Origin of the sequence: Flexithrix dorotheae DSM 6795 (assembly GCF_000379765.1) — a bacterium.
Taxonomy (GTDB): domain Bacteria; phylum Bacteroidota; class Bacteroidia; order Cytophagales; family Flammeovirgaceae; genus Flexithrix; species Flexithrix dorotheae.
This window is the reverse complement of the sequence record NZ_KB903430.1, coordinates 417,567-440,423: the sequence shown is the minus strand read 5'-3', so window position 1 is coordinate 440,423 and position 22,857 is coordinate 417,567. Positions and strand designations below refer to the sequence as shown.

At 37.6% G+C, this 22,857-nt stretch carries 14 protein-coding genes; 6 read left to right on the top strand and 8 right to left on the bottom strand.

Going from position 1 to position 22,857, the window contains the following annotated elements; genetic code table 11:
- The first annotated feature begins 93 nt into the window (after positions 1-93).
- Entirely contained in the window at positions 94-2,403 is a 2,310-nt protein-coding gene (locus A3EM_RS41230; protein WP_020526453.1) for a glycoside hydrolase family 3 N-terminal domain-containing protein, read from the top strand.
- Between the two features lie 89 nt (positions 2,404-2,492).
- Here A3EM_RS41230 and A3EM_RS0101820 read toward each other — a convergent pair whose 3' ends face one another.
- A complete protein-coding gene (locus tag A3EM_RS0101820) occupies positions 2,493-2,873 on the bottom strand; it encodes a hypothetical protein (protein ID WP_020526452.1) in 381 nt (126 codons plus the stop codon).
- A 359-nt stretch (positions 2,874-3,232) separates the two neighbouring features.
- Positions 3,233-3,772, bottom strand: a complete 540-nt coding sequence (locus A3EM_RS0101810; RefSeq protein WP_020526450.1) for a hypothetical protein — start codon at positions 3,770-3,772, stop codon at positions 3,233-3,235.
- Between the two features lie 462 nt (positions 3,773-4,234).
- Here A3EM_RS0101810 and A3EM_RS0101800 point away from each other — a divergent pair, with 462 nt between their 5' ends.
- Both A3EM_RS0101800 and A3EM_RS0101795 read left to right on the top strand, forming a co-directional pair.
- Positions 4,235-5,215: a DUF368 domain-containing protein gene (locus tag A3EM_RS0101800; RefSeq protein ID WP_245576479.1), complete on the top strand. Its 981-nt coding sequence runs from the start codon at positions 4,235-4,237 to the stop codon at positions 5,213-5,215.
- A gap of 25 nt (positions 5,216-5,240) precedes the next feature.
- A complete protein-coding gene (locus tag A3EM_RS0101795; protein WP_020526447.1) occupies positions 5,241-5,639 on the top strand; it encodes a biotin/lipoyl-containing protein in 399 nt (132 codons plus the stop codon).
- An 81-nt stretch (positions 5,640-5,720) separates the two neighbouring features.
- On the opposite strand, the gene lepB is transcribed toward A3EM_RS0101795, so the two are convergent.
- The 4 genes from lepB to A3EM_RS0101770 form a co-directional block, all read right to left on the bottom strand.
- On the bottom strand, positions 5,721-6,878 hold the full coding sequence (gene lepB / locus A3EM_RS0101785) for a signal peptidase I (RefSeq protein ID WP_020526445.1): 1,158 nt from the start codon (positions 6,876-6,878) through the stop codon (positions 5,721-5,723).
- Positions 6,879-6,947: 69 nt separating this feature from the next.
- The gene (dapB, locus tag A3EM_RS0101780; RefSeq protein WP_020526444.1) at positions 6,948-7,667 is read right to left on the bottom strand and encodes a 4-hydroxy-tetrahydrodipicolinate reductase; all 720 of its coding nucleotides are present in this window, start codon (positions 7,665-7,667) and stop codon (positions 6,948-6,950) included.
- Positions 7,668-7,854: 187 nt separating this feature from the next.
- Positions 7,855-8,853, bottom strand: a complete 999-nt coding sequence (locus A3EM_RS0101775) for a DUF1028 domain-containing protein (protein WP_020526443.1) — start codon at positions 8,851-8,853, stop codon at positions 7,855-7,857.
- A gap of 31 nt (positions 8,854-8,884) precedes the next feature.
- A complete protein-coding gene (locus tag A3EM_RS0101770; RefSeq protein ID WP_020526442.1) occupies positions 8,885-13,123 on the bottom strand; it encodes an AsmA family protein in 4,239 nt (1,412 codons plus the stop codon).
- Positions 13,124-13,415: 292 nt separating this feature from the next.
- On the opposite strand from A3EM_RS0101770, the gene A3EM_RS0101765 reads away from it, so the two are divergent.
- A complete protein-coding gene (locus tag A3EM_RS0101765; RefSeq protein ID WP_020526441.1) occupies positions 13,416-13,886 on the top strand; it encodes a GNAT family N-acetyltransferase in 471 nt (156 codons plus the stop codon).
- A gap of 93 nt (positions 13,887-13,979) precedes the next feature.
- Positions 13,980-14,267: a YciI family protein gene (locus tag A3EM_RS0101760; RefSeq protein ID WP_020526440.1), complete on the top strand. Its 288-nt coding sequence runs from the start codon at positions 13,980-13,982 to the stop codon at positions 14,265-14,267.
- Positions 14,268-14,334: 67 nt separating this feature from the next.
- On the opposite strand, the gene A3EM_RS0101755 is transcribed toward A3EM_RS0101760, so the two are convergent.
- The gene (locus A3EM_RS0101755) at positions 14,335-15,162 is read right to left on the bottom strand and encodes a DUF4249 domain-containing protein (RefSeq protein WP_083925151.1); all 828 of its coding nucleotides are present in this window, start codon (positions 15,160-15,162) and stop codon (positions 14,335-14,337) included.
- 20 nt (positions 15,163-15,182) lie between these two features.
- Positions 15,183-17,924: a TonB-dependent receptor domain-containing protein gene (locus A3EM_RS0101750; protein ID WP_020526438.1), complete on the bottom strand. Its 2,742-nt coding sequence runs from the start codon at positions 17,922-17,924 to the stop codon at positions 15,183-15,185.
- Between the two features lie 650 nt (positions 17,925-18,574).
- Between A3EM_RS0101750 and A3EM_RS45400 the strand changes: the two genes are divergently transcribed.
- Positions 18,575-22,828, top strand: a complete 4,254-nt coding sequence (locus tag A3EM_RS45400) for a toll/interleukin-1 receptor domain-containing protein (RefSeq protein WP_020526437.1) — start codon at positions 18,575-18,577, stop codon at positions 22,826-22,828.
- The last annotated feature ends 29 nt before the right edge of the window (positions 22,829-22,857 follow it).

Below are 22,857 nucleotides of genomic sequence, written 5' to 3'. Positions count from 1 at the left end.
GATTCTTTTCAGCTCTTAAAAGATATTCTTTAACTGATTTCTACTTCATTCATTCATTTTTTAAGTTTAAAGGAAATTAAAAAATGATATGAAATGAAAGTGTATTACAAAACAACGTTTAAGCTCAGGATATTTCTGATCTCCATTGGGATTTTTATGATTTTTGGCTACCAAATTCCCAATGATCCAAAGGAAAAGGAAATGACTGACAAAGAGAGAAGAGCGCATGAGAGGACCTCTGATAAAGAGATGGAGGCTAAAATTGATGACCTGATTTCCAAAATGACTCTCGAGGAAAAAATCGGTCAGATGACTCAGATCAATAACAATATGATTGCTGAAGAAGTAAACGCAGCTACCGACCCCTCTGCTCCACCTGAAACCCTGCTGAATCTTGATACTGCTAAAGTAATTGAGTATTTAACCAAGTATAAAATTGGCTCTTTTCTGAATGGAATTGCCGTTCCTGCGGAAAACTGGTATGAATATTCCAAATTGCTTCAGGAGTTAAATATGCGGTATAGTCGGCTCAAAATTCCCATGATTTATGGGGTTGACCATATGCATGGGGCAAATTATCTGGAGAACAGCACTATTTTCCCCCATAGCATAAATATTGGGGCTACTTTTCAACCTCAATTTTCTACAGATGAAGCCTATGTGGTTGGTCTGGAAACTGCAAACCTGGGGCATCATTGGATTTTTTGCCCTGTGGTAGATATTGGAAGAAACCCCAACTGGCCAAGGTTTTACGAGACTTATGGCGAAGATCCTTATGTCTGTTCGGTTATGGGAGCGGCCTATGTGAAAATGCTGGAAAATCATCCGGAAACTGCTCCCCACAAACAGGTGGCTACAGCCAAACATTTTATTGGATATTCTGATCCGGATAATGGGTGGGACAGAACTCCGGCTACTATTGATGATCAGCAGCTACAGGAGTTTTTTGTGCCCTCTTTCCAGGCTTTGGTTGATGCCGGGATAAAATCATTTATGATAAATGGAGGGGATATCAACAGTGTTCCCGTGCATGCCTCTCATAAGTTGTTGACTAAATTGCTAAGAGATCAAATGGGATTTAAAGGAGCGGTTGTGACGGACTGGGAGGATGTGATTCGGCTGCATAAAACGCATAAAGTGGCAAAAGATATGAAAGAGGCTACCTACAAAGCCATCATGGCCGGAATTGATATGTCCATGACACCATATACCACCGACTTTTTTGGTGAGCTCAAAGAATTGGTAGAAGAAAAAAGGATTTCCATGGATAGAATAGATCTTTCAGTAGCCAGAATCCTGAGGTTGAAATTTCAGGCCGGCTTATTTGATAATCCCTATCCAGGGAATAATGGATCGGACAAAATAAAAAGCCCTGAAAGCGTGGAGAAGGCTTTGAACGCTGCCAGAGAATCATTAGTACTGACTAAAAATGAAGGAATTCTCCCTTTAAAAAGCCCAAAGAAAATAGTGTTGACAGGAAAAAATGCAGACTCGAAAAAGGCTTTGGCCGGGGGGTGGACCCTTAGATGGATTCCAACTGATGAGCAATTATTTCCCAAGGACATGCATACTGTTTTCACAGCGATGAAAAAGGAATTTTCCGGTACTAAGGTGGAGCTTACTGATAAAGCAGGTTTAAGAAAATCTGCAATCGATGCAGATGCGGTTGTAGTGGTAGCCGGGGAGGAGCCCTATTCAGAAACACCTGGGAATATACCTTCTTTGGAATTAGAAAAAGATCAAATTGAATTGATTAAGGAAGCGCAGTTAACTGGTAAACCTGTTGTGTTGATTATGGTGGCAGGCAGGCCAAGACTGGTCACAGAAGTATTGGATAATTGTGATGCTTTCATTTGGGCAGGGCTTCCCGGATTTGAAGGCGGGCAGGCTATAGCAGAAGTGTTGAGTGGCCAAACCAATCCGAGTGGTAAAATGTCCTTTACCTACCCGGCTTTTGCAGGGCACTGGTATCCATATAACCATAAAAATATGGAGTTGTTCTTTCAGGAGGACCATACAAACAGAAATGCAATTGCCAATTTTGGTGAAGGTTTAAGTTATACTACTTTCGAATACAAGAATCTGAAACTAAGTAGTAAATCTATTTCAGGAAAAAAAACAATGACTGCTCAGGTGACGGTTACCAATACGGGAGATGTGGAAGGCAAGGAAGCAGTGTTGTGGTACATTTCAGATGAAGTAGGAACCTATACCAGACCTGTAAAGGCCCTTAAATATTTTGAAAAGCAGCACTTTAAACCAGGTGAAAGTAAAACCTTTACTTTCGAGATCAATCCCGAAAAAGATTTGAGCTATCCCGATGAGGATGGTAAAAAATTAATTGAACCAGGTGATTTTACATTGCATGTAGGAGGTTTAAGTGAAGGGTTTGAGTATAAGTAATTTAAAAAAGAATTCTAATCACGATGATATATAAAAAAATACCCGGCAACTGCCGGGTATTTTTAACTTTCTATTTTACTAATCCCAAACTATTGAGTCTTTCCACTACTTTTCGCGTGTTTGTGTCCTTTAAATACCGGGAAACTGCTTTGCTCTTCTTTCTGAGTTACAATCGAATTCCCCTCCTCGGTATTTACTGATTTATTTTTATTCAGTTTATAGTTATTGTCCTTAAAATTATTGCTGGTTGGACTTGAAACCACAGGGGCTGCCAATTCTCTATTGGCTTTTATATTTTTATTTAATTTATAATTATTAGCTATTGGACTATTTGATTTTTTCTGAGTCATTACGGCTGTTTCATTGCTTTTATTCTTGGAATCATTTCCTGTTCCTGGATCTGCCATTACTATCCCTAGAGCGAATAAATTTGCAAATGAAAAAAGCGCTAATTTTTTTAAAGTTTTCATGACTGATTGTTTTTTATTGTTTATAAATTGATTTTGATTACACTACAAATATGTAGGTAATCATCCAGCCTAAAAACCATAAAGTAGTCATTGGGAAAAAGCCCGGAGTGGACCGGAAAACAGCCGGAGTAAAGTATTGGAATATCTTGGGAAACTTCTCTGAAATGGCCCTGGAGTATCATTTCGAAAAATTGATCAATAATTTCCAATGTATTGAATAAACCACTTTCTCGAGCAAGATCTTCATAAGAATTCTTTTGTCAATCTCACTTCGGAAGCTTCAAGGAAGCAGGGCCGAAAAAGACAGGCCCCGCTAACAAAATCTTTTAACCAATTGAGAATTGCCCAGGGTTGAGAAATTAGAAATTAATATCATTAAATCGGTCCCGATCAAATAACTCATCAATATAATTTTCCCTGGTGAATGCGGTGTAATTATCTCTGCAGAAGCCTGTACCACTTCGCATTATACTGACACAGGTTCCATTTACATTTACGTCTTCCAAATGGTCTCTCAAGAGAAAGCAATGGCCGAGTTCGTGAAATACCACAAACTCTTTAAACCGGTCGCTGGCAGTTGACCAAAAAGTTTTGTCAATCATTACATGATTGGGATTAGCGCGATTAAAACTACACTGACCGAGCACATTATTCTCCTCAATTTCGGCAATAGTCCCTGTAATACCTTCTTTTACCAAATCAATGTCCCAGCCTTCCTGTTTCCCTTCTATTTCAAACTTTTCGAAATAAGGCCATAATTCTTCATCCACATTTGGATAGCCTACAACTTCAGAAATTTCTTCTTCCTGATTGGCCAGATCTGCCGAATCACTACAGGAATTGGTGGAAAGGGCAAGAAAAAACAGAATTGATAACTTTATTAGCTGATTAGTTTTCATAACGGTTGTCTCATTTTAGGTGATAAAACTATAGATAGCTCCATTCGGGCTATAGTAAAGATTAAGCCATCAGGGCTTATAAAATGAGTAATCGTTTGGTCATGCAGTATTTTTAAAAATTGAACAAAAGATTTCTGGTACCCACAGTATGGGAATGCAGATATGGATTATTAATGTGAATAGGGATTTGTTTGTTATTATAAAAGAAAGACTAAACTGTAGTCTTTGTACTCAAAATTGTTGGTCTTTTTTCGTTATTTTTCAAGTAATACAACATTGAATTTATTTTCCCTACCTTCCATTCCTTAATTTTTGTAAATGCACCATTTGATTAAATTTGTTTCCTGTAAAATTTTCCTCAGTTTTGCCGAAGATTTTTTTGGACTCACCATTACAGTATGGTTGATCATTTTTACCGAGTAAATAATAATCTTCTATTATTAAAATAAATCCACAAACAAAGTGAAAAACAGAATATTTCTATTTTTAAAAGGTGTGGCGATGGGTGCTGCTGATGTAGTTCCGGGGGTTTCCGGAGGAACAATTGCATTTATTTCCGGAATTTATGAGGAGCTTTTAGCTTCCATCAAATCGGTGGATTTAGAAGCCATCAAATTATTATTTTCTTTTAAACTAAAAGCCTTCTGGGAAAAAATTAATGGTAAATTTTTGGCGGTTTTATTTTTAGGGATAGGGCTTTCAATTGTTTCACTTTCAAGATTGGTTTTATTTTTATTGCAAAATCATCCCATCCTGATCTGGTCATTTTTCTTTGGATTAATCATCGCTTCAGTTTTTTTGGTTGCCAGTCAGATAAAAAAATGGTCCGCTTTGGCAGTGGTTTTTTTAATTATAGGTACAATAGTGGCCTGGTACATTTCCTCCATTAGTACCATTGCAGATGAAGACTCTGGAATGGCTTATGTTTTTATGTGTGGAGCAATTGCCATTTGTGCCATGATATTGCCTGGTATTTCCGGAAGTTTTATCCTTATTCTTTTAGGTGCTTATCAATTGGTTTTTGGATCAATAAAGCAGCTGATTGATGCACTTGTGGCAGTGGATACAGCAGAGATTCTGGCTAATTTGAAAATTATTGCTGCCTTTGGAGTAGGCTGTTTGGTGGGACTAATTTCCTTTTCCCATTTGCTCACCTGGCTTTTCAAAAAGTATCATGATATTATAGTGGCTACTTTAATTGGTTTTCTTTTGGGATCATTAAATAAAGTATGGCCATGGAAAGAAACAGTGACCACTTACTTCGACAGGCATGGAGTGGAAAAACCTCTTGGGCAGGTAAATGTCAGTCCATTTTTATTTGAGGAAATTACCGGCAATGAAGCTTTTTTACTGGGAGCAATTGTACTGGCAGTGTTAGGATTTTTTAGTGTTTACAGTATTGAGTTAATTTCTAAAAGAAAGGGAAAAGTGGAAACTGCTTAACAGTTTAAAATTAAAATCCCGTACGATGATCAAAAAAATATTCGGTTTTTTGTTTGGGTCCTTAGAGGAGGAAGAAGATAGCAACCAAAAATCTAAATATACATCTGAAGAAAAGGAATTTATATTAAAAGACCTGAAAACAAAAATTGAGTTCGAACCTATCCTCATGCCTAAAATGGCAGATAATATGGAATATGCTACAATTTCTAAATGGCTGGTGAAGGAGGGGGAAAGTTTGAATGGAAACCAGGCAATTGCAGAAGTAGAAACTGATAAGGCTACCATGGAATTGGAATCATATACCTCGGGGTTTATCTATTTATTAGCAGAAAGCAAAAAGAAAATTCCGGTGGATGGTTTAATGGCAATTGTGGCAAAAGAACAGGTTGACTTTACCCCATTTGTTCCGGGAGAAATTTTATGATTAATTTTTTCGGCAGAGAAAATAAAAAAGCCTTTCAAAAAATGAATTTGAAAGGCTTTTTTGTAGACAAAAGTGGAACTTTTAATCAATCAATTTAAATATTCTACTCCATCTTACTCTGGAGAAAATGTTGTTGTTTTCTGCTGTAGGAGGAGCCACAGACCACCAGATCAATAAGGCTTTACCTAAAATATGATCTTCTGGTACAAATCCCCATATTCTCGAATCCTGTGAGTTATGACGATTATCACCCATCATAAAATAATAATTTTGCTTGAAAGTATATTCCGAAACAGCATTGTCATCAATATATAATTTCCCATCTTCCACTCTGGCATTTTCATTTCCTTCGTGGATAGTGATGATTTTCTCATATAAAGGAAGGGAAATGGAATCCAGCTTTATTTTGTCGCCCTCCTGAGGAATATAAACCGATCCGAAGTTATCCAGACTCCAGTCAAAATTTCTGTCATTGGGGAAAACCCCTGCAGACTGGCCTTCTTCATACACGATTTCGTCCACCGACTTTATAAAATCATAGGATTTCAATTTGTCAATTTTTTCCTGCTCAGCATGAACGTTATAAAGCACTCTGGCAGATCCAGCTCTGGAACCCTGTCTTACATCTGTAATATCCAGCTTTTCAAAAACTCTTTGATTAATGACATCATTAGATTCTACAGAATAGCTGGTTTCCATATGCTCAGGGAATGGTAATTCTTCACCATTTACATAGACTACCTTATTGACAATTTTCAAGGAATCACCGGGAATACCTATACATCTTTTAATGTAGTTGGTTCGAAGATCCACCGGATATTGAGCCTCTCCTCTGGGGTTCCCGGGATATTCATTGGGATAATTGAAAACCACCACATCGTTGTTATCCACGGATGAAAATCCTGGTAACCGGAATTGTGGCAACTGAATCCAATCAACATAAGAAGGAATTTCAGTACCCCAAACTTTCTGATGGGTGAGCGGAACCTGAAGTGGAGTTTTAGGAGTCCGGGCACCATAATGTATTTTACTTACAAAAAGGAAATCGCCTACCAGAAGTGATTTTTCCATAGAAGGGGTTGGTATGGTAAAAGCTTCCAACAATAACCATCTGATGATTGTAGCTGCAATTACTGCAAATACAATTGCATCGGCCCACTCCCTTACTACGCCTTTCTTCTTTTCCACCTTATGGGCTTCAGAGGGGTTATCCTTTTTATTGAAGACATTTAAATTCATTTTATAGATTTTAAGTAATTAATATTATTTGCTATATGGTTGATAATACTGAATTTCAGGTAAAGACCATTAAAATTTTAAAAGATCATCCATTCCAAAAATCCCTTCTTTTCCCACAAGCCATTCTGCAGCCTGCACAGCACCTTCAGCAAAACCTTGTCGGCTATGGGCTACATGTTGTATAGAAATACTATCTACTTCGGAATTGTATTCTATGGTGTGGGTTCCGGGAACATCCTTTTTTCTAAATGGCTGAATTGGAATGTCATCCTCATTTTGTTGGTCATGCTCCAGTTTCCAGTTGTTTTTCCTCTCCAAATTGGCAATAATTCCTTCCGCCAATGTAATGGCAGTGCCACTTGGCGCATCCTTTTTCTCTGTATGGTGTGTTTCTGACATGGCTACATTATATTGTAGATGCCTGTTCATCATACCTGCAAGAATCTGGTTCAACTTAAAAAACAGATTTACTCCTATGCTATAATTGGAGGCATAGAAAAATGCAGTTTTATTTTGGAGGCAAATCATTTCGATTTCAGACTTCTTTTCAAGCCATCCAGTTGTTCCGCTTACCACTGGAATCCCTTTGCTGAGACAGGTAGAAATGTTTTTAAAAGCGGCATCAGGCTGGGTGAATTCAATGGCCACATCAGCATCTTCTTTCTTCATATTCTCCAAATCACTGAAATTATCCACATCAATAATTCCGGCTATTTCATTTCCTCTGTCTTTGGCGATTTTTTCAATGGTCTTCCCCATTTTGCCATATCCAACCAATAATATCCTCATGTTCTTAATCTTATGTCCTTATGCTTTTAAAAAAAATTACTGCAAATTAAATGAAAAATAGCAAAGCATTGAAAAAGATTCTGGACGATTTAATAATTTGAAGGTACATAATTTAAAAAACAGACCTTTAATTGGTATTTAATCAGGGAGTTAAGGTTAGTTTTAGGGTCTGCAATTTACTTTCAAATTACAAAGAAAGAATTTGGTCAATTCCCTTCTGGCTGAGGTTTAGCAACCCTGATTTTGGTAATCTCCTGGTTAATTCTTTCCAGTTTTGATCTTTTTCAAAAACTTCCTTAAAAATTGGTATTGCTGTTTCAAGGTCCCCGTTGTTGGCCAATCCGACAGCCTTCCAGTATTTCATCTCCAGGTTTTCAGGAAATAGTTTTTCCGCTTCAGCATATTCCTTTAGCGCCAGTTCCATATTATCTTTTTCCATGGCCAGGTCTCCATTATTCATGTGCTCATACGCCCGATGTACTTTTAACAATCTTTCCAGTTCCTTCAGTGGGTTTTCATGATCGTCCACCCTTAAATCCACTAATTTATCCTTCCAGGGTTCCTCTACTTTTTTTCCTCCAACCACAATTAAGGCTGCAGATTGTTTGCCTCTTATATCTCCACCGGCTTCCTGTGCGGCTAATAATACTTTCACCACCCTCTCTGCCAATGGCAAATCCATATGTTTTTTAAATGCTGCTGCCATCGCAGGAACTACCTTTTCATTCAGCATCATGTTGGCTTGAACTGAAAAGTTATCCCCTGTGTCATGACCAGCTGCCTCAATGCATTTTTCCCCGGTATAGGCAAAAACACCGCCTTTAGTATCCAAAAAAGCCACTTGGCGGAATGTCCTGCCTTCATCCCCTTCAATGAGTTCCTTCAGGGCAGCTTCAGCAGACTTTCCATTCTCCATTAATTCTAGTCCGTTCGGGCCAAAAGCTGGATTTACAAACGACTGGGTGGCCACCACCCCGACCCCTGATTTCCCCCATGAAACAATACTTCCTACAGAAAACCAGTGGCTCTGTACTCCAACAGCCATTTCCCCAGTTTGGGCATCCCTGGCCACAATTGAAAAAGTGTGGGCAAAAGGATTTTCTTTTTGGTACACCTGGGCTAATAATAAATTGGTGCTGAGTAAAACAAATGTGATGATTGTAATTTTAATAATTGATGTGTTCATTTTATGTAAATAATTAATTGTTTGCAGGTTTTTATTTACCCTGTACCGGGTGGGTAATGTGGAGCTTCCTTTTTAGCTCACTATCTTCAATTTTCTTAATTTTCTTTTTATGGTTTCCCAGGCCAATATTACTGGTAACCCCACTCACCGCAATTTTAATCCAATAATTAAAAAGTGATTTGTATTTATTCCTTTCGAAATAGATATATTTTGCTTTAGCAAATGGTACTTCTCTGTGATGGGTTTTCACCAGAGAATTGGCTATAATAGATCCCAATGAATTTACTATTCCGGTTTTATGAGGGTTTTTGGCATTTAAAAAAGCCACATTCAGATCTTCATAATACATGGCCATTTCCCCCGCTGCAAATTTATCATCAGCTTCAGCCCAGAGTTCCATTTCATTCATCATTCCGCTATTAATATGAGCAGAAAAAACGGGCACAATAAATTCATTAAGGATTGTGTAATCCAGCTGCCCCATAGAAGCATTAAAACTGAATTTCCCTTTAGGGTCTTTCAGATCGAATATAAAATTGGCATTTAAGTTACTTTTCCCCATTATTTTAGTGGAAGCATTGAGGCTCATAAAAGGTTGCATGGTTAGGATGGAATCATCATTGGTAATGTTGTTAATGGTAGCATTCAAATCAGTTAATCTGAATTCTCCTTCCTGTTCACCTTTTGCCGGTAATTCCTGATAAGCAATTCTGGAGTCCTTTACGGTAAGAGAATTAATATTGATGGTATAGTCAAGGGCAATGTCATCCAGAAATATTTGGCCAGTTGCAGTGGAAAACCCCAAATTCTGAATAGAAAGGTTTTGGGTGTTTTTTGCGAGCAGCATATCAAAATCTTCTATTTTAAATTCAACTGCTCTGGAAAAAAGTGGATTTTCTTTTGTTAATCTTATGTCTGGAGAAATTTTGAAATTTTCAGCATCCAGGTTAAATCTTCCAATATTTAGTGGGGATTGGCTTGAATCTGAAATTGTATTGTACTTAGCTTTTCCATTCTTTATTTGTAAATTCTCTACTCCAAGGAAGGCTATTTTCTCAGGATTGAATGGATAAACGAAGCCCTTATTTTCATGCTTTGCAATAGAGCTGGTACTTTTTGCCACCTTTGAATGATCTGCTTTCGCATAATTAATTTCCGGTTCAGTAATAATCAATTCATTGAGGTCAATTTTTTGATCCAGGACAAATTGGTATAAACGCAATCCGCTGGCAGAAAAATGGGGTATTTTTACTTCTATATTTTCCGGATTAGTGGGATAAACCAATTCTTGGTGAAAGTTATCTGTAAAATATATATCCCTTAGGTCGTAGGTTATATTATCGGTATCAATAAAAATCCCGGCAATATTTAAACTATCTCCTTTTGGTGTTTTAACAGAAAAACCCCTTGCCTCTGATTTGGCTTGTCTGGAGAACAAAAATCTTTTGTCATTTTCCAGAGAGGAGGCTTTATTGAGCTCAAAACCAAAAAGAGAAAAATCATAATCCTGAATTCTAACATGTGTTTCCTTCCCCTTTTTTCTTAGGTTTAGATGGATGTTTGCATTTTCCAGATTGAATGCTTCTATATACATGGTATCCAGCCTGAGCGCCTGGAGAATCCCCTCAGGTATTTTATTGAGTTTTTCCCGCTTTTCTTCCCTGGTTAATTCTTTGTTTTTGCCCTGCTGATTAATTAACAGGTCAATTTTGGGGTTTTTAATAGTGAGGTTTCCATAATCATGTTTTTTGTTAAAATAGTTGTGGTAGGCCACCGAACCTGTGGAAATAATTTCCGGAATAGTAACTTTAAAAATGTTGGCTGAATCAGGAACCTGAGTGGTTTTTGGGAAAAGTTTAAGGTTTAGTATTCTGCTTGTGCCTTTTTTTACTGAGGCATCCAAATAATCCACTTGGAGTATGTGAATGCTATCGGGCAGGTTAAACCGGAAGTCACTAAGCTGATAAAACAAGTCATCGTATTTTGCTACAAAATCGTTTTTCCTGAGTTTTAAAGAATCTACCTGATAATTTAGAATTTCCAGGTCTGCATTTTTGAACCCGATTATTTCCCTTTTTTGTTTTAAGAAACTAAAATTAATGTTTCTGAAGGCCAGATCGTTAACACTTATATTTTTGGCAAAATCCCCTATGGATTTCGAACCTTCCTCCCGTATGGTTTCGTCTTTTGTATCATCAAAGTGTTCCTCCTGCACAATTTTTATGTTTGCATCCATGAACTGGATGGTATCGAACTCAAAGCGTTTGTTATAAATGAGTGCTTTCAAATCCATCCCTTTCAGTTTCAATTCGGTGGTGTTTATGGTATATTTTTCTGCCTGATTTGATGAACTTCCGGATAGTGGTTTTAGGGAAAAATCTTTCAGGTTAATAATTTCATCCAGGCTTGAAAAGGTGATTTGATCGGCTTGAATTACATGTCCTTTTTGGGGCATATTCAGGTTTATTCCATTTATCTGGAACCCAATATCCTCAGCATAAAAGATACTTTTCCTTTGGTGAGCTTCCCTATCCAGATTAAATTTTCGGGCCATAAAACTAAAGTTTTCCACAAATAATAATCCTTTAGTTTTATGTTGGGTCTGTGTGTATTCGATATTGGCACTATCGATTATAAACTCGTTTATCGATATGCTTGTGGCAAATTTGGAAACCAGGGGATAAAGATTGTTGAAATCAATTTGAGTTTTGGGAGAATTCGATTTTTTTAAATCAGGGTGTGAAAAAATATGAACCTTAGGGTGAGAAAGTTTAATCTGTTCTACTGCAAATTCCCTGTTCAAAAACATATTTTCAATATTGTATCCATTAATATTTAATTCGGGAATGTCAATTGAATACAGATCATCCTTACCCATACTCTTCAGGTAATTCAGATGTTTTTGAGAGTAGTTGGTATTAAAACTGATGTTTTTAGCAAATAAGGTAGATTTTTTAGTGGAAAAACCAAAATGATCTACTTTTAGAGAATGAATACTATCAGGCAAATCAATTTCATAATTCTCTATTGAAAATGACATATCCTCATAATGAGGGAAAAACCGCCCCTGGTTCAGCAATGTGGTATCTAAATGGAAATTATCCAGATGGAGATTGATATTTTTGGCGAAATATCTTGTTTTGTCGGCAAGGTTTAGGTCTAACCTTCCATCTTTAATATTAAAAGTATCCACCGAAACTCCAGAGAAGAAATGAGTGAGAATTTCAGCAATGGAGTTCCCCTTATTTTCATTATCCAAATGGTTAATTTTATCTGATTTTATCAATTCATTATTCCTGTTGTTTATCCAAATATTGGGTGCTGAAAGTATGATTGAAGCAATATCAAGATGGTTTTCATTGTATGCTTTTTTAAAATCAACTCCTTCCAGATCGAATTCAGGAAGTTCTATATCGTAATGATTGAGATGAGCAATGGCAGAGTCCGGAATATCTAAATCCGGGATTCTTTTTAGTTTGAAATTTTTGAATAAAATTCGGGATTCATCCGTGGAAATCAGTATCTGGTCAAAACTTAGCATGTGAAGGCTATCAGGCAAAATGAATTTCTGATCCCTTGCAGAAAACTCAAAGTCTTCTGTATAGAAAAACTTGGTTTTGTCTTTGTCTGCAGCAGAATCCAGCAACAGGTTCTGAATCCCAAAAGTCAGGCTGTTCAGGTTAATTTCGGTGATTTTGTCCTGGCCATATTCTTCATATTTAAAGGAAGCTTCTTTAACCTTCAGATTGGCTACCTTAAAAAGTTTTAGGTAATCTGAAATGAGATAGTATAAATTACCAGTTTCTTTGGAGAGTGTTGAGGGCTTGTCATAAGTTGGATAATTGATCAGTTCTACATGTGGATTCTCTATAAAAATTCCGTTTACCTTCAGTTTTTTTGTGAAGTAAATCAGATAAAGGTTTTCTATGTCTAAATAAAAATGGGGGCATTTGAATTGATACAGATTCTTATTGGTGATGGGAAGTTTTTTAAGTGCTTCCTGATCTGTTGAATCAATTTTAAATTCGAAGTGGTGCAGATCCAGTTCCCCACTGAAGATATTGAAAGTGGCCTTACGGTAACCAATGGTATAAATCCCTTTTGATGAATTTTTGGCCACTTCCATAAGCCGGTCACCAATAAGGTTTTCTGTAAATTTTCCTCCCAGGTACACAACCAATACCAAAAATGTGATGACATAACCCAACCAATGCCACCATTTTTTTGGTGGATATATGGATCTAAATACATTTTTGAAAGGAAATTTCATGAACCATCAAGAAACAATTGGCCCCAATAAAGATGCCTGACATCAGGTTCCTAAATCGGAAATAGCTCAGATACTCAAATCAATCTTTAAATTAATGAAAAGGTTTTGATAATTTAATTTTGGGAAGGATTTATTTTGGTATGTACCAATCGCAGCCGAACGGTTTTATCTTAAACAACTTCATTATCTGATATGGTTTTTTTGCCGAAAACTGATTGTTTTATGGATTAGGAAAATGCACTAATTTAGTGAAAGTTATTAAATTGATGTATGGTGAAAAACACCGGTTTTTATGTCTGATGAAATCAAAATAATAGAGTATAACCCTAAATATAATCCCAACTTTAAAGCCATAAACGAAGCCTGGATTACTACTTATTTCAAGTTGGAAGGTCCGGATTTTGAATTGCTCGACCATCCAAAAGAGGCAATTATTGATAAAGGAGGTTCCATTCTTTTTGCCCAATTGGGTGGAGAAGTTGTAGGTACATGTGCCCTGATAAAAGTAGGGGAAGGCATTTTTGAATTGGGAAAAATGGGTGTAATGGAAAGTGCCAGAGGCAAAAAAGTGGGAAAGTATCTGGGGCTGGCTATTTTGAAAAAAGCAGAGGAAATGGGGGCGAAGAAAATAGTGCTGATCTCAAATTCGGGTCTAACACCGGCTCTTAAACTCTACGAAAGCCTGGGTTTCAAACATGTAAAAGATTTCAAAAGTGAATATGAAAGAGGCGATGTAATGATGGAGAGGTGGCTGGGAGAGTAGAAAAATATATTAGGAAAAGGTCCAGACGGATTATTGGAATCAGACCTGAATCCCTTTCGAGATTAAATAATCTTAATTAACCATTAAAAAATAATGTTCATTATTAACCTGACTTATAAAGTACCTTTAGAAAAAGTTGATCAGTATTTAGAAGATCATATCACTTACTTGAATAAGCAATTTGAAAGTGGAAATTTCCTGGCTTCGGGAAGAAAGGTTCCAAGAGATGGTGGAATCATTCTGAGTAAAGTATCGGATAAAGCAACATTAGTGGAAATTCTGGACCAGGATCCTTTTAAAAGTAATGATTTGGCGGATTACCAGATTATAGAATTTGTACCCAGCAAGACTTGTGAGGAATTGAAGTTTTTGTTAGAGTAGGGGCAACTTTGAAAACGCAGGGTTTCTGCGAAAACCCTGCTAAAACCTCTTCTTGATTTTTAATTTACTAAGGCTGTTTTACCTCAAAATAGATATCGGTGCTGGTAAATGCGGTGAATATGCCCAGCCCATTGTTGACATTGGACAAGGGTTCATTCAGGTTTCGGGAATCCTGTTCGGAGCTTTCATATAAATCCGCATATTCCTGATTTACTTTAAATATTCTGGCCCGGTGCAAGCCATATTGAGTATAGTGGGCAAATATCCTTAAGGAAAAAAAATCATCGGTGGTTGGTCTTGAAACAAATGAAAACCTAAAAGGGAGGGTTTCATTCACATCAATGGATTGGGGATTTTCTTCCATGTTTTCTATCAAAACATAATAATATTCCCCAGTATCATTTTCCCAACTGATGTCAATGGTTTCCTGAAAGGTTTCCCGGATATTTCTCAAATCTTCAAAGGAGTAAATGGGAGGAATTTCAATGGTATCCTGGGAAATAACTACTCCGGAAGGTGCTTCCGGCACCACTGTTTCTGCATGGATGGCCACGCCATTGGCCAATACTTCCAGGTTATAAGTTTCACCCGGTTTGATGACCAGGTCATCTCCAGGGTAATGGTAATAACCTGAATCACCTGGAGAGGGTTCAAGCTGATAGGATGACTCAGCATAAATAAGGCTGACTTGAGCATCATTAATTGGGGGAATATCTTCCTCATCATTTCCAAATGGAATTAATTCTGTGAGTTTGACATCGTCAACTTGTTCTCCTGTGTATAAAAAAGCTTCCACAACAGGTGTTTGCTGGTCTTCATTAAATACCGGCACATCTTCACAACTGAAGATAGACAAGCCAATCATGCTCATTAAAATTGTTGTATATATTTTCATGATTAAAATCGTAAATTTTCTTAGAAACTCAGGTTTAGAAATAGGGTAGGGGTGATACCAATCAGGGTGACATCGGTTGTGATCACTTCATCTTCGGATACTTCAAATTCTTTATACCAGATGTTTTTTCGGTTGTACACATTAAACATTGAAATGCCTGTATTTAATTTGGTGCGCTGACTTAGGTGAAGATCAACTGACATACTTAAATCAAGCCGATGATAATCCGGTAGCCGGAAAGCATTTTTGCTACCCACACTTACAAAGTTATTGGAGGTGCCATCCAGTAAAGTCAATTCGTATTCCCCATAGGGTGCTGTATAGGGCTTTCCTGTACCATACACCCAATTGCCTGATAATGTCCATTTGCCTAATTTCAGGCTATTGACGATTTTTCCCTCATGCCTTTGGTCGTGCAGGGCATAGAATGGATTTTGGCTCAATTCCGGGAACTCATGTACTACCTCACTGAGGGTATAACCTATCCAGCCGGTGTAATTCCCAACTTTTTTCTGGATTAAAAATTCTGCACCACGGGCTATGCCAGTGCCTTCATAGAAAAGTTGTTCATAAGCCTCTGCCTGTCGGGGGCCTGCAAACCTTAGGGTGAACTCAGAAAGTCCTGTCATATCCTTTTGGAAGATTTCCACATCGAAAAGGAAATTGTTCGTTTCGTAACTTACCCCGGCAATATAATGCATGGCTGAACTCACAGGATTGGTTTCATCATTGGCTAAAAGCCAGAAATCCCGACTTCCCTGAGAGACATCCTCTCTGATAATCCGGTTTACAAATTGATAGTATTTGCCCCATGCTGCTTTCAGTTTAATTTTGTCCGAAAGTTTGTATTGCATAGAGGCTCTGGGTTCCAAATAGAATTCTTCGGTAATATCGTAATAAGAAGCCCTGAGTCCGGCTTTAAGTTGTAATTTCTGGGTGATGTCCCAGGTATCCTGGAGGTACAATGCGCCCACATTGCCTTGGTCAGCACGGTCCAAAACATTTAGGGAATCGTTTAAAGTGTATTTGTAATCAATGGCATTATTAGTTAATTGAGCACCGAATTCTATCTTATTGTTTTCATTCAATAAATACTCATTATCCAGCCTGATGGTGTAATCTTTCAAATCATTATCTTCTATGGTGCCTGAACTCCTTCGGGTGACGGAATCCTCAATAACGGTTTCAATATCTGTTATTCGATTCCGATTACTGAAATAATTGGAATAAGCCACTACCACATTGGAATAAAATCTTGGAGACCATTGTCTTCCCCATTTGGCACTTGATCCCCAGTTTCCCCAGTCCAGTTTATCAATGGTGTTATTATAAATTGTCCGGTCTTCATCATTTCTGCTAAATGTATTTTCGGTTTCCCTGGAATTGTCCAATTTATCCTGGCCATTGTAAAAGGAGAAGGAAATGATATCCTTGTTGGTTGGTTTGAGGGTTAATTTGGTATTGAGGTCGTAAAAATAGAAAGATGGCTCAGTAGTATTTTGCTGGAAGTTTCGGCCTCCAAATCTTCCTCCACCGCCACCACCAGGCCCTTGTGGAATCTGGGCCTGTTGTTGCTGGTTATTGCCGGTTTCATTGAAGAGTGCAAAAACATCGTTGTACAAACCACTCTGAATAATATCGGTGTAAGATCTTCTTCCAGCCAGTAGAAAAGTGGCCTTTTTGCCTAATGGAACTTCCAGGGAGGCATTGGCACTGAGGGAACTTAAACCAAGGTTTCCACTCACCTGTCTGGCGTTTCCCTGCTTTCCGGTCAGTTCCACTACACTGGAAGTTCTACCGCCAAATTTGGATTCAAATCCTCCCTTGTACAATTGCACATCTTTGATCGCATTGGCATTGAAGGCACTGAAAAAGCCATAAAAATGATCTACATGGTAAACCGTAAACCCATCGAACAAAACCAGGTTTTGATCGGGTGTCCCTCCTCTTACGTACAGTCCGGAAGAAGTTTCATTGGTACCACTCACTCCGGGTAATAATTGCAGGGACCGAAAAATGTCCTTTTCACCCAGACTGGGCAAGGCTGCAATTTGAGCCGGGGAAATTGAAACCTGGCTGATGTTTTCTGAAGCTTTCATCATATTTTCTTCTCCCACCGCAGATACAACCACCTCATTGAGTTCATTGACAATAGAATTCAGTGAAATGGACAATTCTGACTTCATCAATTCCGGAGTAAGTTTTAATTCCTGTGTTTGATATCCCAGGTAACTGATCAACAGGGTAGAAGTATCCGAAGGCACATTGAAAAGTGTGAAAAAACCGTCCAGGTTGGTGGTGCTTCCCTTTCCTGTAGATTTAATTACCACAGTGGCAAACGGGAGAGATTCCCCACTTTCATCAGCTTTCACCAGCCCACTTAAATTGAAATTGAACTGAGTTGGTATAAAATCGAATTTGGTAATAATCTTTTCATTTTCTTCCCTGATGATTACTTTCTCATCAACTATTTTAAAATGAAGGTCAGTGCCTGATAAGAGCATCTCCATCGTTTCTTCCAATGACTTGTTTCGAAAAAACTTGGTGGAAATTTTACTGGTAAGAATGGGTAACTTGGGATCGTAATCTAATTGGAAATTGTATGATTTTTTAAGGTCTTCGAGCATAGCCCTGATGGATTTACTCATATAGTCCTTATTGACTATAATTTCACTGGCATTCGTATTTTCCTGTGAAAAAACAGGCAAATAGGCCCCTAACCCATAGAGAAGCCCTATGGTGATTAATAAATATCTGATCATGATTTGAAAAATTTTAGAGTTATACGCAACAACTAAAGATTTGGGGAGGAGAAACAGTAAGCTATCCAGTTTCAGATGCTTATGCTTTTTCCCCTTTTAAAATCGTTAGTGTGTTCCAGCATTTCGGTTCACTGTTTAGCTGGTACAGTCTAATCCAAAATTTTTACCTAACCCCCCGGTTAAATAATCTTTAACCAGGGAAGCCAGGCAAATGAATTTTGTACTCTTTCTTTTTAAATTTTTTTCGGGGGATAGGAAAAATTCAAGAATTGAAACTTAGTACCTGATTCATATCTAAATCCAAATGTTTAATTTTTTGCTTTTGGAAGGAATTTTTTTCAACCAGTGGACAGATATTTTCAATGAGTGGATTGGAAACTTTCTATGAACAGAAAGGATTTTAGCTCATGCATGCTCTAAAATGCGCTATTTACTTTTATTAATAAGAATATTGAACCAAATACAGGTTTTTTGGGGTATGAATAATAAAACATCCTGAATTAACAGGATGCATTTTGATCTATATTGAATGTACATTTGTTTTAGCACTGTAGGCATTATCTCAATTTTTACTAACTTGCCAGGGTATTTTTTGAACAGATATACAGACTCGATTTTTTTACTAACCAGATCCTTAGTTATTCTTCAACATGGAAGCTTCTGTTTCTACCACCATTTATGATGCTTTTATTTCCTACGGGAGGAAAGAAAGCAAGCATTTTGCTCAGCGGGTAAAATCGTATCTGGAGGGAGAAAACCTGGAAGTCTGGCTCGATTTGGAGGATATTGATGTAGCCACCGATTGGCAGGATAGAATTGACAAGGGTATTGCTTCTTCCAAAAATTTTATTTTTATCATTTCCCCACATGCCATCAATTCAGAATATTGTAAGAAGGAGATTGACTTGGCTATCGCATATAATAAGCGCATTATTCCCATTCTTCATATTGAAAGAGAACTGGAAAAGTTGAATCCTGTAATTGGGGAAATTAATTTTTTACCCATTAAGGAAAAAGAAGACCCAGGGCTACCAATAGACCAATGGGAAAGTATAGACGATTTTGATTTGGGTATGGAAACCCTAAAAAACAAAATTGTGGAGAATGATTTTTACAATGCCATCCATACCCATTTGCTATTAAAGGCGCTTGAATGGGATAAAAATAACCAACGACCTGCATACCTGCTTTTTGCCCAGGAGAGAATTCAGGCTCAAAAGCTTTTGGATAGTAATCGTTTGAAAGATCTTCCAAATCCATTTTCTCCAATTCATTGCCAGTATATCTGTGAGGCCAGGAAGAATGCCGAAAACATGATGACTGATGTTTTCATTGCATATGCCACGGAGGAGGAAGAAATGGCTAATGCGATTAATCATGCATTGATGAAAAATGGCATTACCACCTGGATGGACAGTCAGGATGTGAAAGGCGGAGTGGATTTTAGAGAGGCGGTACAGGAAGGCATTGAGCATTCAGATAATCTTTTATTTGTCATCTCTTCCAAATCTGTTGAAGAACCTACTTGTCTTGATGAATTGAGGTATGCTGTTTCTTTGAATAAAAGGGTGATTCCCATTATTCTGGAAGATGTGCCCTCCGATAAAATTCCCGAGGAAATCAAAAAACTGAAATCGATAAATCTTAGGGATAATGATCCTGATAAAGTAAAAATTGCTAAAAATGAAAAAAGCGATTTTGATAAGGATATAGATGAATTGCTCAATCAGATAGAGCAGGATTTTGAATATCACCATAAACACAAACAGTTGCTTGTGCAGGGACTGAGGTGGAGCCGGATGGGAGAGAGTGATAGCTTTTTGTTGAGGGGAAACAACCTGATTCAATCCCAGGAATGGCTGGAAGCTGGCAACCGAAGGGGAATCCATAAGCCAACCGGACTTCACGAAAGGTTTATTAGCAGCAGTATTTCCAAAATAGGTATTTTAACTTCTGAAGTTTTTATTTCCTATTCCCAGAAAGATGCTGATTTTGCCAGAAAACTCAACTTAAAGCTTCAGAGTTTCAGGAAAACCACCTGGTTCGATCAGGAAAGTATTGCTTCGGCCAGCAATTTTGAGGAGGAAATAAAAAACGGCATTGCTATTTCCGATAATTTCCTGTTTGTGATTTCTCCGGATTCTCTGGCTTCGGAATTTTGTGTAGAGGAAGTAACCTATGCTGCTGAAAATAACAAGCGGTTTATTACTGTGCTCATTGAAGATGTGAAACCTGAGGATCTTCCGGATGCTTTAAAAGAAGTGCAATGGATAGATTTTAAAAGGCACAAATTTGACATTGCATTTAGTACCTTAATGCACACCCTCAACATAGACAGAGAATACGTGAGGGAGCATACCCGCCTGCAACAAAAAGCAGCTGCATGGAGGGAAAAAGGCGGGAAAAAAGTGCACAATTTTCTTTTCAATCAGGCGGATAAGGATTTATTGTTGAAAAAAGCTGAGTTTAGGCAATTTGACATGTGGATGAAGAAGTCCATTCAGGAAAAGAAAATTCCCACCGCCACAAAGCTCCAAAAAGATTATCTGAAAACCTGTTCACACTACCTGAGATTGAGGAGAAATGCGCTTATTGTGGCAGCAATTATCGCACTTTTAATTCCTCCAATGATCATGGCTTACTACTTTCAGGAGTCTAGGGAAAAAACAGCTTTGAATTATGTGTATGCTTCAGAACAAATTTTGAATACAGAGCACGATCCTATCCGTGCGTTGAGTATTGCCAAGGAGGCTTATTCTTATATCAGTAAAAAATCATTGAATAAATTGCTTCCTGTTTTCAGAGATATTTCCAATTCCTTAAGTGAACAGACCATAAAGCTGGAAAAAGCACCAGAAGAGATGTTTTTTCTCGATCAGGGGACAGATTCTATACTTGTTACTTTTACTGGCAATTCTGTAATTCTCCGAAATATCAATGGGGATTTGCTGGAAACAAATCCTGTTATTCAATTTGAGTATCCCATCCTGGAGGCAAGGGCTGCATTTGGTAATTTGTATGTGAGGGATCAACATAAACAGCTATTTGCCATCAATCCATTGGCGGAGGATATTGATTTAAGTCAGACCATTAAGGCAGATTCTATTCAGGATTTTATAGTTTATGAGGATGGGGAGAAAATTTTCACCCAATTCGAAAGAATTGTTTCCAGAGTATATAGCAAAGGAAAGGAAAGTTGGGATTGGGTAGGCACTTTTAATCATTATAACAGGCAATCACCTTTAGCCGGAGCTTTAATTTCCCCGGGAGAACACTTTCTTTTAACCTACGCCAGAGACAAATCGGTTCGGTTTTGGGATTTTGAAAACCCGCAAAATCCGCAGGAAATCAGGGAGTTAAGTCATAGAATCCGGTTTGCAGAATTCTCAAGTGACAGTACTAAATTGTTGACCCTTTTGGATAATAATGACTTGTTGATTTGGGAAGTGAAGGACAATAAAATTATCATTCTAAAAAGGAAACATCATGTAAAATCCGTACGATTTACCCATTCTTCCAACCTTATCGTCATTCAAAATGAAGACAAGCGGGTGAGTCTGGAGGAAGCAACAAATGATGCCAGTTTTTTCAGGGAATTAATCACTTATTCCCAGTTGGAGGGAGGAGTGGATTCTATTCTATTATCAGAGGACAAAAAAACTATTTTGACTTATCAGAAATCGGGTACTGCAGCTACCTGGGGGCTAAATGGGGAAATGATTGGGGAGGTAGATCTGGAAGATCAGGAGGGGACTACTGACTTGATAACACTTTCTCCCTCAGGGAAATATATTTTAAGAACAAGTTTGGAAGGATTAATTACCCTTTGGGATAAAAAAGGAAATGAACAGGCTGTACTTAAGGCGCATCAAACCAAACTCAGGCATATTCTTTTTTCAAAGACCAATGAAAAACTTTATACCGTTTCTGAAGATGGTATTTTAAAAATTTGGAGTGCAGATGATTCTACCTTTATTAAAAAAGGAATGCATGCGGAAGGCGAGGAGGAAAGCTATAACCTAAGACTTACCATTGAAGACTGGTTGAAAAAACACCAGGCAGATACACTTAAAATGGCTGAAGTAGACAGGGTAAGGTTTGGGATAATCAGCGACTATGATAATATCATTGAATCGGAAGATTCTACCGTTTTAAATTTATATGCCAATTATTACCTGAAAGAAGGGGAGAATTCATTTGAAAAAAAAGAAAAGGTAGAAAACCTTGAACGCTCAAAGGCTCTGTTTACCAGATTATTAGAATTGGGCTTTGGAAATGTTTATATACAAACCAATATTGCCGATATTCAGCTGGAATTGGGGGAGGAAATCAATTTTGAAAAATTATTCCAGGTGGAGACTTCCTATAAAAAACTTTTTCTTACCCAATATCTCCGGCAGAAATTTAGTGATAGAAAAATTAAGGAAAAGATTCAGGCCTTTGAACTTGTGTCCAGACTTTACAAAGAAATTTTAAACGATAGAAAATACATTGGTTTATCAGGAAATAGAAGTTTCATTTCCCGAAAGGCCGCCAACAATTATAATTCGCTTTCCTATTATTATATTTTGGATGGAGATATGGAAAAAGGGATCGAGCTGGCATTGGAGGGGAAAGCTATGGATTCTACCTACAGATGGATCAATACCAAACTGGCATTGGGTTATTTGTATGATGAGCAAATTCATGAAGCACTGCCCGTATTAAAAGAAATGAAAGAATGGGGGAATTTTGGAGTGGATAATTATCAGGAGAGAATGAAAGGGTATTTGAAGTATGTGGATTCCTTAAGGGAAAAAGAAGGAGCACTTAAGGTAAAAAGGGTTGTAGAATTGAGTTTTAATGAAATTGCAGATAAAGATAAGGAGGTTTTTGCCTATTTTATAGAGGGTTTGGCCTACTGAGATTACAAAAAGGTTAGCTTTCAATTTTC

Coding starts and splice junctions, on each gene's coding strand:
- A3EM_RS41230 (WP_020526453.1), top strand. CDS start 94: ATGAAAGTGTATTACAAAACAACGTTTAAGCTCAGGATATTTCTGATC.
- A3EM_RS0101820 (WP_020526452.1), bottom strand. CDS start 2,873: ATGAAAACTTTAAAAAAATTAGCGCTTTTTTCATTTGCAAATTTATTC.
- A3EM_RS0101810 (WP_020526450.1), bottom strand. CDS start 3,772: ATGAAAACTAATCAGCTAATAAAGTTATCAATTCTGTTTTTTCTTGCC.
- A3EM_RS0101795 (WP_020526447.1), top strand. CDS start 5,241: ATGATCAAAAAAATATTCGGTTTTTTGTTTGGGTCCTTAGAGGAGGAA.
- lepB (WP_020526445.1), bottom strand. CDS start 6,878: ATGAATTTAAATGTCTTCAATAAAAAGGATAACCCCTCTGAAGCCCAT.
- dapB (WP_020526444.1), bottom strand. CDS start 7,667: ATGAGGATATTATTGGTTGGATATGGCAAAATGGGGAAGACCATTGAA.
- A3EM_RS0101775 (WP_020526443.1), bottom strand. CDS start 8,853: ATGAACACATCAATTATTAAAATTACAATCATCACATTTGTTTTACTC.
- A3EM_RS0101770 (WP_020526442.1), bottom strand. CDS start 13,123: ATGAAATTTCCTTTCAAAAATGTATTTAGATCCATATATCCACCAAAA.
- A3EM_RS0101765 (WP_020526441.1), top strand. CDS start 13,416: ATGTCTGATGAAATCAAAATAATAGAGTATAACCCTAAATATAATCCC.
- A3EM_RS0101760 (WP_020526440.1), top strand. CDS start 13,980: ATGTTCATTATTAACCTGACTTATAAAGTACCTTTAGAAAAAGTTGAT.
- A3EM_RS0101755 (WP_083925151.1), bottom strand. CDS start 15,162: ATGAAAATATATACAACAATTTTAATGAGCATGATTGGCTTGTCTATC.
- A3EM_RS0101750 (WP_020526438.1), bottom strand. CDS start 17,924: ATGATCAGATATTTATTAATCACCATAGGGCTTCTCTATGGGTTAGGG.
- A3EM_RS45400 (WP_020526437.1), top strand. CDS start 18,575: ATGGAAGCTTCTGTTTCTACCACCATTTATGATGCTTTTATTTCCTAC.